This is a genomic window from Mesorhizobium sp. ESP6-5 (assembly GCF_020164695.1).
Lineage (GTDB): Bacteria > Pseudomonadota > Alphaproteobacteria > Rhizobiales > Rhizobiaceae > Mesorhizobium > Mesorhizobium australicum.
In genome coordinates, this window is the sequence record NZ_JAIUGR010000012.1 from 15332 (window position 1) to 29203 (window position 13872).

Genomic DNA, 13872 nt, shown 5'->3' on the forward strand with positions numbered 1-13872 from the left:
GCAGGGTTCCGCCACGCGACCGGCAGCCGGTTTTTCGGTGAAGCGCCGCCTTGACAGGAAACCGCGGCGCCCGATAAATGCGCCATCCGCTGGACGGGGCTGTAGCTCAGCTGGGAGAGCGCGTCGTTCGCAATGACGAGGTCAGGAGTTCGATCCTCCTCAGCTCCACCAGCGGAATAATCGTTCCGCTTTTGGCCCTTCCTGCAAGGCCCGGCCGGCATCCGCCACGGTGCGATGCAAGGCATAGCCCCGATCCCCCCAAAAATGGCCAATGGCATTTCGCCGTTTCCAAGGCGAAATGGTTGTCAATTGGACTTATGGCGATGGCCGGTGTCCGGCAGGCGCTATTTTTTTTGGAAGCCGTCCCATTAGACTGGCGTTCTCAAATCAGTTTTTTCTGTGTGTTGTGACAGGGCGTTTCGGCGGGGGCGACCGAAAGCGCTATACGGATTCCGAGTCGAAATGAAGTATCCGCCTGCGAAAGCAAACTAGTGTCCATTCGCCAGAATCTTGCTGCAAATCTCAGGCGGCTCTGCAAGGACCATGCTTCTGTCAGCGCGGTATGCCGCGAGCTTGGCATCAACCGCACACAATTCGAGCGTTACCTGCAAGGGCAGACCGTGCCCAACAAGGCCACCGCCAAGCTGATCTGCGATTATTTCCGCGTCGACGAAGCCGAGCTGTACCGGGACCCCGGCACCACCTCGCCCACGGCTCCCGGTCTGCCGCCGATCTCCGAAAGCCTGTTCACCCAGATGATCCGGCCGCCCGCTCCGTCGATTGCGGGCGGCACCTATTTCACCTATTTTTCGATCCCCGGCAGATCCGATCTGCTGGTGCGGGCGATCACCTTCGTGCGTCGCGAAGCCGAGCTGGTCACGTTCCGCAGGGTCACCGGATGGTCGGAGCATCATCGCTCGACATGGGCGCGGGCACGCGGCAATCATTACGGCGTGGCGATCTCGCGCCTTAACTGGATCTATTTCAGCGGCGTCAACCGCCGCCAGACAGGCGAGCCGTCGCTGATCTCGGTGCAATGGGCGCCTATCTCCGAACCGGTGCTGACAGGCAAGGCCATGCTTCTGACCGAAGCCGGGCCGGCATTCGTGTCGGTCATCATGCGGCAGGATAGGTCCAATATCCGGCCCAGGCATGCGATCCGCATGGCGCATGTCGTCAGGCTCGATGATCCCAGCCTCGACCAGCTCGTCGTCAGCCTCGCTCGGGACGGGCTGGGTTAGCCGCTTGCTTACGCTGAATAAGAACAAGAATATCCCGAAAAAGCGTATGCCAGCGATTGCCTACTCCATAACCGAGTAAAATCGATTTTTTAGACTTTCTAGCCAAGAAAGATATTTTAGCTCATGGCTGATTTACTACAGTTTTAACAAACCAGTAACTCTTCCGACCTTACCTTTCTTCCCGCGGATCCCTTTCCGGGATCTTTCAACAGATCCCTGGGGGTCGGGGAAAGGGACGAAAATGACCAAGAAAGTGAACATTGGCCAGAACATGATGTTGGCGGCAACCAGGCACGGCTTGTCGGCCTGCCCCACGGCGGCGCTGAGCCATTCGGCGATCAAGCGCCTTCTGGGCCTCGACCGCCTCACCGACGCGCCCATCTATGCGTTGACCCTCTCAATCCCGGAACTTGATCCGCATTCGGCCGGTCGATCGATCAATTAGCCGGCGTAGTACATCTAGTGCAGCCAGTACGCATTCCCTAAAGTTCATTCGATGACAGGAGCAGAACATGTCAAATCAGGCCTTACGTCAGTCAGAGCTCGACAGTCTCCAATATATCGCGACGATGACCAATGAGCTGGTGCAGATGGCCGAAGCGAGCCGCTTCCCCATGATCTCCTATCTGCTCGGTATGGCCTATGCCGAAGCCTTCGACGTCTTGCGCGGCGCACGGCCGGCACGACACGCGCAGCTCAGCGGCAATCCGATGCACCCCAAGGCACACCCGAAAGACAACCACGCTCAGCCAAGAACAGCGTAGCGCGATGCAATTGTCGGGCTTGCGGGACGGCTGGCACGGATTTGAGGGGCATTAGTCCCGCAAACTGAACACGAATGGCACTGTACGGCTGACGCGCGGGCCGAGTTCCGCCGGTGGCGCCGGCACGGTCGCGCCCTGCAGCACCGCAAGTGCTGCTCGGTCGAGTTCGGCATCGCCGGACGAACGGGCGACCCGGGCCGACAGGACCCGGCCGGATGGGTCCATTGTAAAAGTCACGTTCACATTGCCCTGCGCGCGCCGGGATTTCGCGGCGCTCGGATAGCGCTTGTGGCGATTGATCCACGCCGTCAGCCGCGATTCCCATTTGGCCGGGCTGACACCCGAGAACCCGGCCGCCGATTTCGGCGCCGCCGCCTTGGCGGCAGGCTTGGCCTCGGCTCTCGCGGCACTTGCCGTCTTCGGTGGCTTGGCCTTTTCCTTCTTCGGCCTTGGCTTGGGCTTGTCGACCGGCTTTTTAACCTTGGCTTCGGCCGGTTTCTTTTCCTTGCGCCGTTCCGTCGGCTTTGCCCGCGGCAGCGGAACGACAGCCTCCGGCGCGACGGTCTCGACAATAGCGGGGACGACCTGTTCCAGCGGCGGCTGTTCGACCGGTTCGGCCTTCGTCATCTCCGTAGGCTCGTTCGGCGGCACCATCACGGCCTCGGTAACAGGCTCCGCTTGCTCGACCATCTTGTCAGGCTCGGCCTCGGCGGCCTTCTCGGTCTGTTCGACTGGCTCGGCCCGGTCGGGAATGGCCGCGTCGGGCATCGCGGCCTGTTCGGGCACCGACGGCGTCACCATCATCGGCGCCATCTCGACCACTAGGGCCGGCGGCGGTCCGCCATCCGACAGGTCGACTGGATTGAAATTCTGCACGGCATACGCGACCGCGACATGAGCCCCAAGCATCAGCACCGCCGCGCATGCCCATAGGCCAAGGTCGCGCCAGTCGAAGCGCGACAGCACCACCGTGGGCGAGGCGGCGGATGGCGTCATGGAGCGGCCGCTTTGCCTGGCGCCGGTGCGGCGATATCACCTGCCGGCGCGGCCTCCAGGCCGACCAGCGCGATCTTCAGATAGCCGGCGGCCCGCAGCAGGTTCATCGCCTCCATCAGCTCGCCATAGGCGACCGCCTTGTCGGCTCGCAGGAATATCCGCGTCTGCTTGTCGCCCTTGGTGCGGCTGTCGAGCGTGGCGGCAAAAGCCGGGCGCGGCACCGTGTCGTTGCCGATCGCCAGGCTGAGATCGTTCTTCAGCGTCAGGAACAGCGGCGTCTCCGGTCGCGGCGCCGGCGTCGCGGTCGAACCGGGCAGGTCGACATTGACATCCACCGTCGCCAGCGGTGCCGCGACCATGAAGATGATCAGGAGCACAAGGATGACATCGATGAAGGGCGTGACGTTGATCTCGTGGCTTTCCTCGAGGTCGTCGTCCAGGGTCTGTCGAATTCTGCTCCCCATGGCGTCGCTCCCGCTACTCCGCCGCCAAGGCTGTCGCCGGCGCTATCGTGCGGAAATCAAGGTCGCGGCTGACCAGCCGTTCGACGCCGGCCGAGGCGTCGGCGAGGATCTGCCGGTAGCCGGCTATCGAGCGGGCGAAAACGTTGTAGATCACCACCGCTGGGATTGCCGCGACCAGACCCATCGCGGTGGCCAGCAGCGCTTCGGCGATGCCCGGCGCGACCACGGCGAGATTGGTGGTCTGAGCCTGCGAGATGCCGATGAAGGCGTTCATGATGCCCCAGACGGTGCCGAACAGGCCGACGAAAGGCGCGGTGGAACCAATCGTCGCCAGCAGGCCGGTGCCGCGCGACATGCGCCGCGACGCAGCCGCCTCGATGCGCGACAGGCGCGAGCTGACCCGTTCCTTCAGTCCGTCGCCGCCGACGTGGTCGAGCGCATTGGCCGAAAGCGCGGCCTCTTCTTCCGCTGCCCGCACCAGGAGCGCGCCGGGATCGCCACCGCGGTCGAGCGCGCGGCTCGCCTGCTTCAGCGTGGCGGCATCGCCGATCGCGCGGACGGCACGGCGGAGGCGCAGCTTGCCGCCGAAAATCTCCAGCGACTTGGCCAGCCATATCGTCCAGGTGACGAGCGACGCGAAGGCCAGTCCAGTCATCACCGCCTTCACGATGATGTCGGCGGCCTTGAACATGCCCCATGGCGACAGGTCATGCGGCAGGTTCAGGTCCATCGCCCCCGCAGGCGCGGCCTCGGCCGGCGCTGTCGCGCTCGGCTGGCCGGCTGGTTGCGCGGGCGCCATGGCAGCCGGTGCAGCTTGTGCCGGCGCGGCAGGGGCCTCAACCGCTGGAGAAGAGCCGGCCGGTTGCTCCTGGGCCGTGGCGCCGGTCGCCCCCAGGACAAGCGATGCGACCAACGCCGCCAACAAACCATGTCTCGACATGAGCTTCTTCCTTGTTCTCACGGCGGCCAGCCGCTTGCCGGTTCCTGCAACCGCCGGCGACGACTTCACTGCACATAGCCGACGGGCTGGCCGGTGACGGGATGCGCGAACACACCCATCTCGACGCCGAAAATGTCCTTGAGCACATCGCTCCGCATGATCTCGCCCGGTGTGCCGCGCGTCAGCAGCCTGCCGTCCTTCAGCGCGATCAGCTCATCGCAGTAGCGCGCCGCCATATTGGGGTCGTGCAGCACCACGACGACGCACAGGTCGCGCTTGCGGCTGAGTTCCCTGACCAGACCCAGCACCTCGACCTGATGCGCGATGTCGAGCGCCGAGATCGGCTCGTCGAGCAGCATGACGCCGGCATTCTGCGCCACCAGCATGGCCAACCAGGCGCGCTGGCGCTCGCCGCCGGACAATTCATCCACCAGCCGCTCTGTGAACCCTCCCATGTCGGTCAACACAAGCGCCTGCTCGACATGGCGCCTGTCCTCGGCGCCGAAACGGCCAAGCGCGCCATGCCACGGATAGCGTCCGAGCGTTGCCAGCTCGCGCACGGTCAAGCCCGTCGCCGCCGGCGTCGTCTGCGGCAGATAGGCAAGAGCCCGCGCCAGCTCGCGCGCGCGCCATTGCGATAGCGGCCGTGCGGCGAAAGTGATGGCGCCGGAGCTTGCCGGCTGCTGGCGCGCCAAAAGCTTGATCAGCGTCGATTTGCCCGAACCGTTATGGCCGATCAGCCCGTAGACGCGCGCGCGCCGCAATTCGAGCGAGACCGGACCGAGCAGCGTCCGTTCGCCGACGGCGAAACGCACGGCATCGATATCGAATGCGGTCTGGCTATCGGCTTCGGCCATGGTCACGGCATTTCTCCAGCCCCGCCGCCGCATTCCGATCCTGTCTGCGGAGGCAGGTCCCCGGTTGACTATGAAACATGATATTGTTAGTCAAGATTTAAGATGGGAATGCACCGCAAAAACCTGAAACGCTCCGGGGCCGGTGCCATTGTTGCCGCGTACGGGCCCTCACCCGCGCAGCCGGCCGATCCGCGCCGGCGATCTCGGTCCCGGGCCACACGATGTCGGCATCCGGTGTCGCCGCATCGATGCGGACACGCTAGGGTGAGCCGGCGGCAAGGAGCTCCGGATGATCAAGGCGACACCCTTCGACTACCCCTATGACGGCAGGCTGGTTGCCGAAAACACCGCGCTCGTCGTCATCGACCTGCAACAGGATTTCCTGTCGACATCGGGCTATTTCGCCAGGAAGGGGTATGACCCCTCGCCGCTGCGGGCGATCCTGCCCGCCGTGAACCGCCTGATCGCGGCCGCGCGCAAAGCCGGCGTCACGGTCATCCACACAAGACAGGGTTACCGCGCCGACATGGCGGACATGACGCCCTACGAGAAATGGCGCCGCAAGCGTTCCGGCCTCGACGGCACCGACGTCCTGCTGCGCTCAGGCGCTGGCTTCCAGATCGTCCCGGAGATCGACGTCGCGCCGCACGACATCATCGTCGACAAGACCTGCAACAGCGCCTTCACCTATACGGATTTCGAGCTTGTGCTGCGGGCGCAAGGCATCACGCATCTGATGTTTTCCGGATGCACGACGGATGTCTGCGTTCACACCACGCTGCGCGAGGCCTGTGACCGCAATTTCCAGTGTCTGACGATTTCGGACGCCTGCGCCAGCGGCGACAGACAAGCGCATGAAGCGGCGTTGCACATGGTGACGGTCGAGGACGGCGTCTTCGGCGTGCTGGCCGATTCGGACGCCGTCATTGAAGGCCTGTCGCGGCTTGGCGACAGCCTGAAGCAGCAGACGATTGATGGGCTTCACCCCGCTGCTCGCGTCTCCAATCCTGGGCGAGGCGCATAAGCTCCAGGCTGGAACTCGCTGGCCTCCCGGCGCGCCAGGGAGTTGCGCAGCAGCGCCAATGTTTCCCGGCCGGCCGTCGCGATCTCGCGCGGCGTGTCGACGCCGACGATCATGAACTCATCGATCCCGAGCCCGGCATAGGCGAGCAGCGACAGCGCGGCCTGAGCAGGCGGGCCGGATAGGTCGATCGCCTTGTGGCCGGCGGCGGAAACACCCTGGTGGATCCTGACCGGAAGCGCGAAGCGCAGTTTGCCCGCACGGCCATGTTCGGCCGCGGCGCCACGTGCCCGCTCCATCAATTGCCTGATGTCGTCGATCGGCCCCGGCGCCAGTTCGAAGACATCGGCATGCCGGCCGGCCACCTTCAGCGCCGTTCCGGATTGCCCGCCCATGCGGACCACAAGGTCGGCGCCATGCGGGCCCTTGCGCGGCACATAACCGCTTTTGATGCTGTAGAAAGCGCCTTCGTGATCGAAGGGCCGGTCGTTCGACCACAGCCGCTTCAACAGCACCAGATATTCGTCGATGCGCTGCCAGACGACGCCATGTCCGACCGGCCGTGTCTCGGCATCGTCGTCGTTCAAGGGCTCGCTGATCATCCTGAGCGTCAGCCGTCCGCCGCTCTCCCTGTCGATGGACGCCAGCTGGCGGGCAGCGACCGTGGGTTCGATCACGCCGGCCCAGTGGGTGAGCACCACTTGCAGCGAAGCGGTGCGGTTGAGCACCTGCGAGGCCAGATCCATGTTGGTCAGCAGCCCGGCCGAATCGTCGACGACGATCTTCTGGAAACCGCTGTCCTCGATCAGCCCGAGCTTGGTCGAGGTCTCGGCGAAGTCATAGAAAAAGGGAACCGCCGCGTCGGCGGTCTTGCCGGGTACATGCGTGAATTCGATCGGCATTGTCATCTCCTCCATCACTGGAATCACTGATGCTGTGAAATGCGAATCCTCAGGCGCGCGAAAACGCCCCGGGATTCGGCTCATTCAACTCCGATTGCCTGAAAGTTGTGGGGCAGCAGCCCCTGTCGATCCCGCGCCTTAGGGAATAAGGCCCAGCACGACTGCCCCGGTGAACACGAACGCAAGGGCAAAGACGAGATAGGCGAAAGCGCCGGCATAGGCCGGGCGAAAGCCCTGCGCATTGGCCACTCGCTGGCCGTTGCTGTCGGTCTGGGCGTTCTGGAAATAGGACATGTCGACCTCCGTCTCGCCGCTTAATCTATAAAACTTGTAGACTTTGTCGATTGCTATTTTTGTGCAAATGGCAGAATTATTTTCTCGTCGACCGCCAAAGATTGGTGTGAAATTGCTATGGGCATGGGTTCCAGGCAATCGATCGGAAGAGCGCGGCGGTATCGATGTGAGGCGTCCCAAGGTCCAGCTTCTTCATTGCGGGACAGCTTGACGCCCTTCCTCTCCTGTCCGGAGGGATAGCAAGGACACCAAATCCTACTCGTCTAACGCTCTTCCCTTCGAAACGGCTTGAGCAGCGCCGATGGCGCCACCGCATTGCGCGACATGACGGCCATGGCGACGATGGTGAAGATGAACGGCAGCATCAGGAACGCCTCGTAGGGGATGTGGCCAAGCCCACTCGCCTGCATGCGCAATTGCAAGGCATCGACGAAGGCGAACAGCAGCGCGGCCCCTGCCGAGCGCCAGGGATCCCAACGGCCGAAGACGACCAGCGCGATCGCCACCCAGCCGCGCCCGGAAACGACGCCGAAGGTGAAGGCGTTGAACTGCGCCATCGACAGGAAAGCACCAGCGAGCCCCATCAGGGCGCCGCCGAGAATGACGGCCTGGAAGCGCGTGGCGATGACGCTGACGCCGGCGGAGTCGGCCGCGCGCGGGTTCTCGCCGACCATGCGCACCGACAACCCCCACGGGGTGCGGTAAAGGATGAAGGCCGCCAGAGGAATGGCCAGAATGGCCATGTAGACCAGCGCGAACTGGTTGAACACCGCAGGTCCCAGCACGGGAATGTCCGAGAGAACCGGGATCGGCAGCGTCTGAAAACCCTTGATGCTCGGCGGCACCGATTGCTGGCCGAAGATCAGCCGGTAGAGGAAATAGGCCAGCCCCGACGAGAACAGGGTGACGCCGATGCCGCAGACATGCTGGCTGAGGCCGAGCACCACCGTGAACAGCGCATGCAGCGCGCCCATCAGCATGCCGGTCAGCACCGCCACCAGCACACCCAGCCACAGGCTTCCACTGAGGCTGGTGGCGGTGAAGCCGGTCATGGCGCAAAGCAGCATGATGCCTTCGATGCCGAGATTGAGCACGCCGGCCCGTTCGGAGAACATTTCGCCGAGCGTGGCAAAGGCCAGCGGCGTGGCGATGCGGATGATGGCGGCGAGAAAGCCGACCTGAAAAATCTGTTCGAACACCGCGCTCATCCAACGGCTCCGACGCGGCGGATACGATAGGCCGTGAACAGCAGCGCCACCAGCATGGCGAGCAGCGCCGTGCCCTGGATGACGTCGCTGAGGAAGGCCGGCACGCCGGTCGCCCGCGACATCGCCTCGGCGCCGGTCATCACGGCTGCAAGGAAGATCGCCGCCGGCACGACGCCGAGCGGGTTGAGCCGCGCCAGCATGGCGACGACTATGCCGGAATAGCCGTAGCCCGGCGAAATATCGCTCATCACCTGGAAATGCACGCCGCCGACCTCGCCGACGCCGGCCAGCCCCGCCAACGCGCCCGACAGCAGCGCCGTCGACAGCAGCACGCGCTCGACATGGATGCCGCCATAGCGTGCCGCTTCCGGGTTTTCGCCGGTGACCCTGATCCGGAAGCCCAGCGTCGTGCGCACGATCAGGAACCAGATCAGCGGGGCCGCGATCAGCGCCGCGACGACACCGAGATGCAGCCGCGTGCCTTCGATCAGCACCGGAAAGTTCGCTGTATCCTCGATCGGCGGCGAGATCGGATAGCCGCTGAAGCTGTCCTTCCACGGTCCCTCGATCAGCGCCATCAGGGCATAATAGATGACCGAGTTGAGCAGCAAGGAGCTCACGACATCGTCGACCTTGAACTTTACCCGCAGCGTCGCAGGCACCAGCGCGACCGCCGCGCCCGCGGCCGCCCCCGCCAGCGCCATGAAAAGCATGGCGAGCGGTCCTGGCATCGGGATCGCACCGACGAAACAGCTCGCCACCGCGCCGGCCAGCAATTGTCCTTCCGCGCCGATGTTCCAGAACTTTGCGCGGAAGGCGACCGCCACCGCCAGCCCGGTAAAGATCATCGGGGCGGCGCGGACCAGCGTTTCGGTGATGGCGTAGCTGTCGCCAAGCGAGGCCGTGAACATCACGCCGTAGGATTCGAACACCCCGGCCCCGGCCAGCGCGATCAGGCCGCTGCACAGGATGAGCGTGGCGACAATCGCCAGCAACGGCAGCGCGAGGTTGAACCAGGCGGGCGTGGACGTGCGGACTTCGAGGCGGAACATCAGTGGCCCTCCGCGCCGGTCATCAGCAGGCCGAGCCGGGCGACGGTCGCATCGGCACTGTCCAGCGTGCCGACGATGCGGCCCTCATACATCACCGCGATGCGGTCGCAGAGCACCAGCAGTTCCTCCAGATCCTCGCCGATGACGATGATGCCGCAGCCCTTGGCGCGCATGTCGAGGAATTTTTCATGGATGAAGCGCGCCGCACCGATGTCGAGGCCACGTGTCGGCTGTGAAACGATCAGCACCTTCGGATCGAAAGCAAGCTCGCGCGCCAGAAGCGCTTTCTGCAGATTGCCACCGGACAGCGCGCCGGCGCGCGTCATCGGCCCGGGACATCTGATGTCATAGGCCTTGATCTGTTCTTCGGCGAAAGCGCGGATCGCATCCGGCTTGAGCAAGCCCTTGGCGGAGAAGGCTGAAGTGCCGATGCGCGGCAGCACCATCGAATCGGCGAGCGGCAAATTGGTAACCAGCCCCGTCGTCATGCGATCTTCCGGGATGCGGCCAAGGCCGAGTGCCTGCACTTCGCGCGGCGAGAATTGCACGACCTGTTTGCCGGCTATCGTCATTTGACCGCTGTCGGGCGCGCGCGTGCCCGAGATAATCTCCGCCAGCGCCCGCTGGCCATTGCCGGAGACGCCGGCGATGCCGAGGATTTCGCCTGCACGAACCGCAAGCGACACGTCGCGCAACGCCGTGCCGGAATGCTTCGAGGTTGAAATGCCGTCGAGCGTCAGCACATCGGCGCCGGGCGTCGACGATCCCCTTGCCGGCGGCACGATCTCATGGCCGCACATCAGTTCAGCCATTGCAGCCGACGTCGTGTTGGCGGGGTCGTCGACACGGCCCGCGACGCGGCCGTGCCTCAGCACGGTGCAGCGATGCGTCAGCGCCCGCACCTCGTTGAGCTTGTGCGAGATGAAGATGATGCCCAGGCCTTGCGCCGCCATCGAGCGCAGGGCCGAAAACAGTCCGTCGACCTCGCTCGGTGCCAGCACCGCCGTCGGCTCGTCAAGGATCAAGAGCTTGGCACCGCGAAACAGCGCCTTGACGATCTCCAGCCGCTGTTGCTCGCCGACCGACAGCGCCGAGACCGGCAGATTGGGATCGAGCGTCAGCCCGTGCCGGCTGCTGATTTCAGCAAGCCGCGCCAGCCCGCCGCTGTGGTCGATCCGTCCCGATTTGCCCGGAATGCCAATGAGCAGATTTTCCAGCACGGTGAGCCGTGGTGCCAGATGAAAATGCTGATGCACCATGCCGATGCCCGCGGCCAGCGCATCGGCCGAGCTGGTGATCCTGACTGGCTGGCCCTGGATCAGGATCTCACCGGCATCCGGCGCGTAGGCACCGAACAGCACGTTCATCAATGTCGTCTTGCCGGCGCCGTTCTCGCCGAGCAGCCCGAGGATTTCCCCCGGCGCCACGCTGAGATCCACAGCCTCGTTTGCCTTGACGACGCCGAAGCTCTTGGTGATGCCGCGCATTTCGATGAGAGGGGCGGACAAGAATGCTCCTGATTTTTCCGATCCGGCCTTAGCTGCGGAGGGCGGCGCTGTACCCCCCTCTGTCCTGCCGGACATCTCCCCCTCAAGTGGGGAGATTGGCAGCTTCGCCGACTTCGCTTATGTTTCAAGGTCGGCGATTGGCGAAAGCCGAAGTGACATCTGATCTCCCCCCTCGAGGGGGGAGATGGCCGGCAGGCCAGAGGGGGGCGCCACGCGCCAGCCCTCAATCATGGCGTCAATCCGAAACCGGCGTGTTCTCGTCGACGTCGACGCGGAAATTGCCTTCCAGGATCTCGGCCTTCTTCTTCTCGATCAGATCCTTGACCTCGGCGGGCAAAGTCTTGTCGAACTTGTGGAAGGGCGCCAGATACGAACCGCCCTTGGCCATGCGCGAGAAATCGCCATAGTCCTGCGCGGTGTAGACCCCGGCCTTGACCAGCTTGATCGCCTGCTCGACCGTCGGATACATGTCCCAGACCGGACCGGTGATGACGGTATCGGGGCCGAGGCTCGACTGGTCGGACATGTTGGAGATGGCGAAGATCTTCTTTTCCACCGCCGCCTCGATGACGCCGAAGCGTTCGGCATAGATGACATCGACGCCGGCATCGATCTGCGCCACCGCGGCTTCCTTGGCCTTCGGCGGATCGAAAAAGGAGCCGATGAAGGCGACCTTCTTCTTGACGTTCGGGTTGACCTCCTTGGCGCCGGCGAAGAAGGCGTTGACCAGCCGGTTCACTTCCGGAATGCCCATCGCCGCCACCGCGCCGACCGTGCCCGATTTCGACATCTTGCCTGCGATCATGCCGGAGAGATAGGCGGGCTCGTGGATCCAGTTGTCGAACACGCCGAAATTCGGCTCGGCCGGCCCGGCGCCGGAGCCGAACAGCCAGGCTGTCTTGGGGAACTGCTTGGCCGTGCGGCGCGATTCACGCTCGGCGGCGAAGGCATCACCCAGCACCAGCTGGTAGCCGCCCTGCGCATATTCGCGCATGACGCGGCTGAAGTCGGCGGTCTGGACCTTCTCCGACCATTTATATTCTATGCCCAGTTCCTTCTCCGCCTTCTGCAGGGCGACGTGGATCTGGTTGTCCCAGGGTTCCTCGATCGGCGTGGCGAAGATCGCCGCCACCTTCAGTTTTTTGCCCGCCGCGAAGGCCGCACCCGGCAGCATCGTCGCGGCCAGGCCAAGCGCGCCCAGCTCCAGCACGTTGCGTCGCGACAGCCCTTCGCGCATCGAATGAGATCTGTTCTTCCGGTCTTCCATTGAAGTGCCCCTCTGTTTGACAGCCGTGTCGAGCCGGCCGTTCCTGAAATCAGACGGGGAACTATGGAACGGGTCCGGACTTTTGTCCACATGGTCAAATTTGGCAGGATCGAGCATATCCACTCTCCTGGCCTGCCAGGAAGAGCGATTGCTCAGGCCCGTTCGAGCGCGATGGCAATGCCCTGGCCGACGCCGATGCACATGGTGGCCAGCGCATAGCGGCCGCCGCGCTCGCGCAGCTCCAGCCCCGCCGTGCCGGAGATGCGCGCGCCCGACATGCCCAGGGGATGGCCAAGTGCGATGGCACCGCCATTCGGGTTCACGTGCGGCGCATCCTCGGCAATGCCGAGTTGGCGCAGCACGGCGATGCCTTGCGAGGCAAAGGCTTCGTTGAGTTCGATGACATCGAATTGTTGCGGCGTCAGGCCAAGCCGCGCACAAAGTTTCTGCGTCGCCGGCGCCGGACCGATGCCCATGACGCGCGGCGCGACCCCGGCGGCGGCCCCGCCAAGAATACGGGCGATCGGCGTCAGCCCGTATGTCTTCACCGCCGCTTCCGAGGCAACAATGAGCGCCGCAGCGCCGTCATTGACACCCGACGCATTGCCGGCCGTCACGGTGCCACCTTGCCGGAACGGCGTCGGCAATTTGGCCAGCGCCTCGACGGTTGTGCCGGCGCGAGGATGTTCATCCTTGCTGATAGTGACCGCATCTCCCTTGCGCTGTGGGATGGTCACCGGGGTGATCTCCTTCGCCAGCCGGCCATTGGCTTGGGCCGCGACCGCCTTGTCCTGGCTGCGCACGGCAAAGGCATCTTGGTCCGAGCGAGAAACAGCGAAGTCTTCCGCCACATTCTCGCCGGTCTCCGGCATGGAATCGACGCCGTATTGCTTCTTCATCAGCGGGTTGACGAAGCGCCAGCCGATGGTGGTGTCATAGATCTCGGCATTGCGCGAGAACGCCGTGTCGGCCTTGGGCATGACGAAAGGCGCGCGGCTCATCGATTCGACACCACCCGCGATCATCAGTTCCGCCTCGCCGGCCTTGATGGCACGCGCCGCGATGGTCAGCGCGTCCATGCCCGAGCCGCACAGACGATTGACCGTCGAGCCTGGTATCTCCTTCGGCAGCCCAGCTAGCAGCAAGGCCATGCGCGCCACGTTGCGGTTGTCCTCGCCGGCCTGGTTGGCGCAGCCATAGACGACGTCGTCGATCCGCTGCCAGTCGATGCCGGGATTCCGCTCAAGCAAAGCCTTCAGCGGGATGGCGGCAAGGTCGTCGGCCCGAACCGAAGACAACGAACCGCCGAAGCGGCCGATCGGCGTGCGGATGTAGTCGCAGATATAGGCCTCGGCCAT

The 13872-nt window shown here is 64.2% G+C and carries 14 protein-coding genes, 1 tRNA gene and 1 pseudogene; 5 read left to right on the plus strand and 11 right to left on the minus strand.

Going from position 1 to position 13872, the window contains the following annotated elements:
* The first annotated feature begins 95 nt into the window (after positions 1-95).
* The 4 genes from LB524_RS19995 to LB524_RS20010 all read left to right on the plus strand — a co-directional run bounded on the left by LB524_RS19995 (position 96) and on the right by LB524_RS20010 (position 2005).
* Positions 96-171, plus strand: a tRNA-Ala gene (locus LB524_RS19995).
* A gap of 320 nt (positions 172-491) precedes the next feature.
* Positions 492-1241, plus strand: coding sequence for a helix-turn-helix domain-containing protein (locus LB524_RS20000; RefSeq protein WP_224529564.1), 750 nt, complete (start codon positions 492-494; stop codon positions 1239-1241).
* Positions 1242-1482: 241 nt separating this feature from the next.
* Complete coding sequence (locus tag LB524_RS20005; RefSeq protein WP_224529567.1) at positions 1483-1686, plus strand: nitroreductase family protein; 204 nt, start codon at positions 1483-1485, stop codon at positions 1684-1686.
* 67 nt (positions 1687-1753) lie between these two features.
* Entirely contained in the window at positions 1754-2005 is a 252-nt protein-coding gene (locus LB524_RS20010; protein ID WP_015315110.1) for a hypothetical protein, read from the plus strand.
* 51 nt (positions 2006-2056) lie between these two features.
* Here LB524_RS20010 and LB524_RS20015 read toward each other — a convergent pair whose 3' ends face one another.
* The 4 genes from LB524_RS20015 to LB524_RS20030 form a co-directional block, all read right to left on the minus strand.
* Positions 2057-3001, minus strand: coding sequence for an energy transducer TonB (locus tag LB524_RS20015; protein ID WP_224529570.1), 945 nt, complete (start codon positions 2999-3001; stop codon positions 2057-2059).
* Entirely contained in the window at positions 2998-3465 is a 468-nt protein-coding gene (gene exbD, locus LB524_RS20020; RefSeq protein ID WP_140616534.1) for a TonB system transport protein ExbD, read from the minus strand. Before exbD ends, LB524_RS20015 begins: the two co-directional genes overlap by 4 nt.
* 13 nt (positions 3466-3478) lie before the next feature.
* Positions 3479-4405 (minus strand): tonB-system energizer ExbB, encoded by a 927-nt coding sequence (gene exbB, locus LB524_RS20025; protein ID WP_224529573.1) that lies wholly within the window; start codon positions 4403-4405, stop codon positions 3479-3481.
* 65 nt (positions 4406-4470) lie between these two features.
* On the minus strand, positions 4471-5262 hold the full coding sequence (locus LB524_RS20030) for an ATP-binding cassette domain-containing protein (RefSeq protein ID WP_224529797.1): 792 nt from the start codon (positions 5260-5262) through the stop codon (positions 4471-4473).
* Positions 5263-5551: 289 nt separating this feature from the next.
* Between LB524_RS20030 and LB524_RS20035 the strand changes: the two genes are divergently transcribed.
* On the plus strand, positions 5552-6286 hold the full coding sequence (locus LB524_RS20035) for a cysteine hydrolase family protein (RefSeq protein WP_140616531.1): 735 nt from the start codon (positions 5552-5554) through the stop codon (positions 6284-6286).
* Here the strand turns inward: LB524_RS20035 and LB524_RS20040 are convergent.
* From LB524_RS20040 to pcaF, 7 genes and pseudogenes are all read right to left on the minus strand, one after another.
* Complete coding sequence (locus LB524_RS20040; protein ID WP_224529576.1) at positions 6244-7185, minus strand: LLM class flavin-dependent oxidoreductase; 942 nt, start codon at positions 7183-7185, stop codon at positions 6244-6246. The two genes, LB524_RS20035 and LB524_RS20040, sit on opposite strands and share 43 nt — an antisense overlap.
* 138 nt (positions 7186-7323) lie before the next feature.
* Positions 7324-7479: a hypothetical protein gene (locus LB524_RS20045; RefSeq protein WP_015315103.1), complete on the minus strand. Its 156-nt coding sequence runs from the start codon at positions 7477-7479 to the stop codon at positions 7324-7326.
* Positions 7480-7742: 263 nt separating this feature from the next.
* Positions 7743-8687: an ABC transporter permease gene (locus tag LB524_RS20050; RefSeq protein WP_140662481.1), complete on the minus strand. Its 945-nt coding sequence runs from the start codon at positions 8685-8687 to the stop codon at positions 7743-7745.
* Positions 8684-9739: an ABC transporter permease gene (locus LB524_RS20055; protein ID WP_224529578.1), complete on the minus strand. Its 1056-nt coding sequence runs from the start codon at positions 9737-9739 to the stop codon at positions 8684-8686. Before LB524_RS20055 ends, LB524_RS20050 begins: the two co-directional genes overlap by 4 nt.
* Positions 9740-9975: 236 nt before the next feature.
* Positions 9976-11322: pseudogene (locus tag LB524_RS20060) on the minus strand (ABC transporter ATP-binding protein); the annotation flags it as partial.
* Positions 11323-11482: 160 nt separating this feature from the next.
* Positions 11483-12514: a BMP family protein gene (locus tag LB524_RS20065; protein WP_224529579.1), complete on the minus strand. Its 1032-nt coding sequence runs from the start codon at positions 12512-12514 to the stop codon at positions 11483-11485.
* A gap of 152 nt (positions 12515-12666) precedes the next feature.
* Positions 12667-13872, minus strand: a complete 1206-nt coding sequence (gene pcaF / locus LB524_RS20070; protein ID WP_140874629.1) for a 3-oxoadipyl-CoA thiolase — start codon at positions 13870-13872, stop codon at positions 12667-12669.

What these genes read in the sequence shown, in the direction of transcription:
- LB524_RS20050 (WP_140662481.1), bottom strand. Translation starts at nt 8,687, where the DNA reads ATGAGCGCGGTGTTCGAACAGATTTTTCAGGTCGGCTTTCTCGCCGCC.
- LB524_RS20040 (WP_224529576.1), bottom strand. Translation starts at nt 7,185, where the DNA reads ATGCCGATCGAATTCACGCATGTACCCGGCAAGACCGCCGACGCGGCG.
- LB524_RS20015 (WP_224529570.1), bottom strand. Translation starts at nt 3,001, where the DNA reads ATGACGCCATCCGCCGCCTCGCCCACGGTGGTGCTGTCGCGCTTCGAC.
- LB524_RS20005 (WP_224529567.1), top strand. Translation starts at nt 1,483, where the DNA reads ATGACCAAGAAAGTGAACATTGGCCAGAACATGATGTTGGCGGCAACC.
- LB524_RS20065 (WP_224529579.1), bottom strand. Translation starts at nt 12,514, where the DNA reads ATGGAAGACCGGAAGAACAGATCTCATTCGATGCGCGAAGGGCTGTCG.
- LB524_RS20045 (WP_015315103.1), bottom strand. Translation starts at nt 7,479, where the DNA reads ATGTCCTATTTCCAGAACGCCCAGACCGACAGCAACGGCCAGCGAGTG.
- LB524_RS20055 (WP_224529578.1), bottom strand. Translation starts at nt 9,739, where the DNA reads ATGTTCCGCCTCGAAGTCCGCACGTCCACGCCCGCCTGGTTCAACCTC.
- LB524_RS20035 (WP_140616531.1), top strand. Translation starts at nt 5,552, where the DNA reads ATGATCAAGGCGACACCCTTCGACTACCCCTATGACGGCAGGCTGGTT.
- LB524_RS20030 (WP_224529797.1), bottom strand. Translation starts at nt 5,262, where the DNA reads ATGGCCGAAGCCGATAGCCAGACCGCATTCGATATCGATGCCGTGCGT.
- LB524_RS20010 (WP_015315110.1), top strand. Translation starts at nt 1,754, where the DNA reads ATGTCAAATCAGGCCTTACGTCAGTCAGAGCTCGACAGTCTCCAATAT.
- pcaF (WP_140874629.1), bottom strand. Translation starts at nt 13,872, where the DNA reads ATGGCCGAGGCCTATATCTGCGACTACATCCGCACGCCGATCGGCCGC.
- exbB (WP_224529573.1), bottom strand. Translation starts at nt 4,405, where the DNA reads ATGTCGAGACATGGTTTGTTGGCGGCGTTGGTCGCATCGCTTGTCCTG.
- exbD (WP_140616534.1), bottom strand. Translation starts at nt 3,465, where the DNA reads ATGGGGAGCAGAATTCGACAGACCCTGGACGACGACCTCGAGGAAAGC.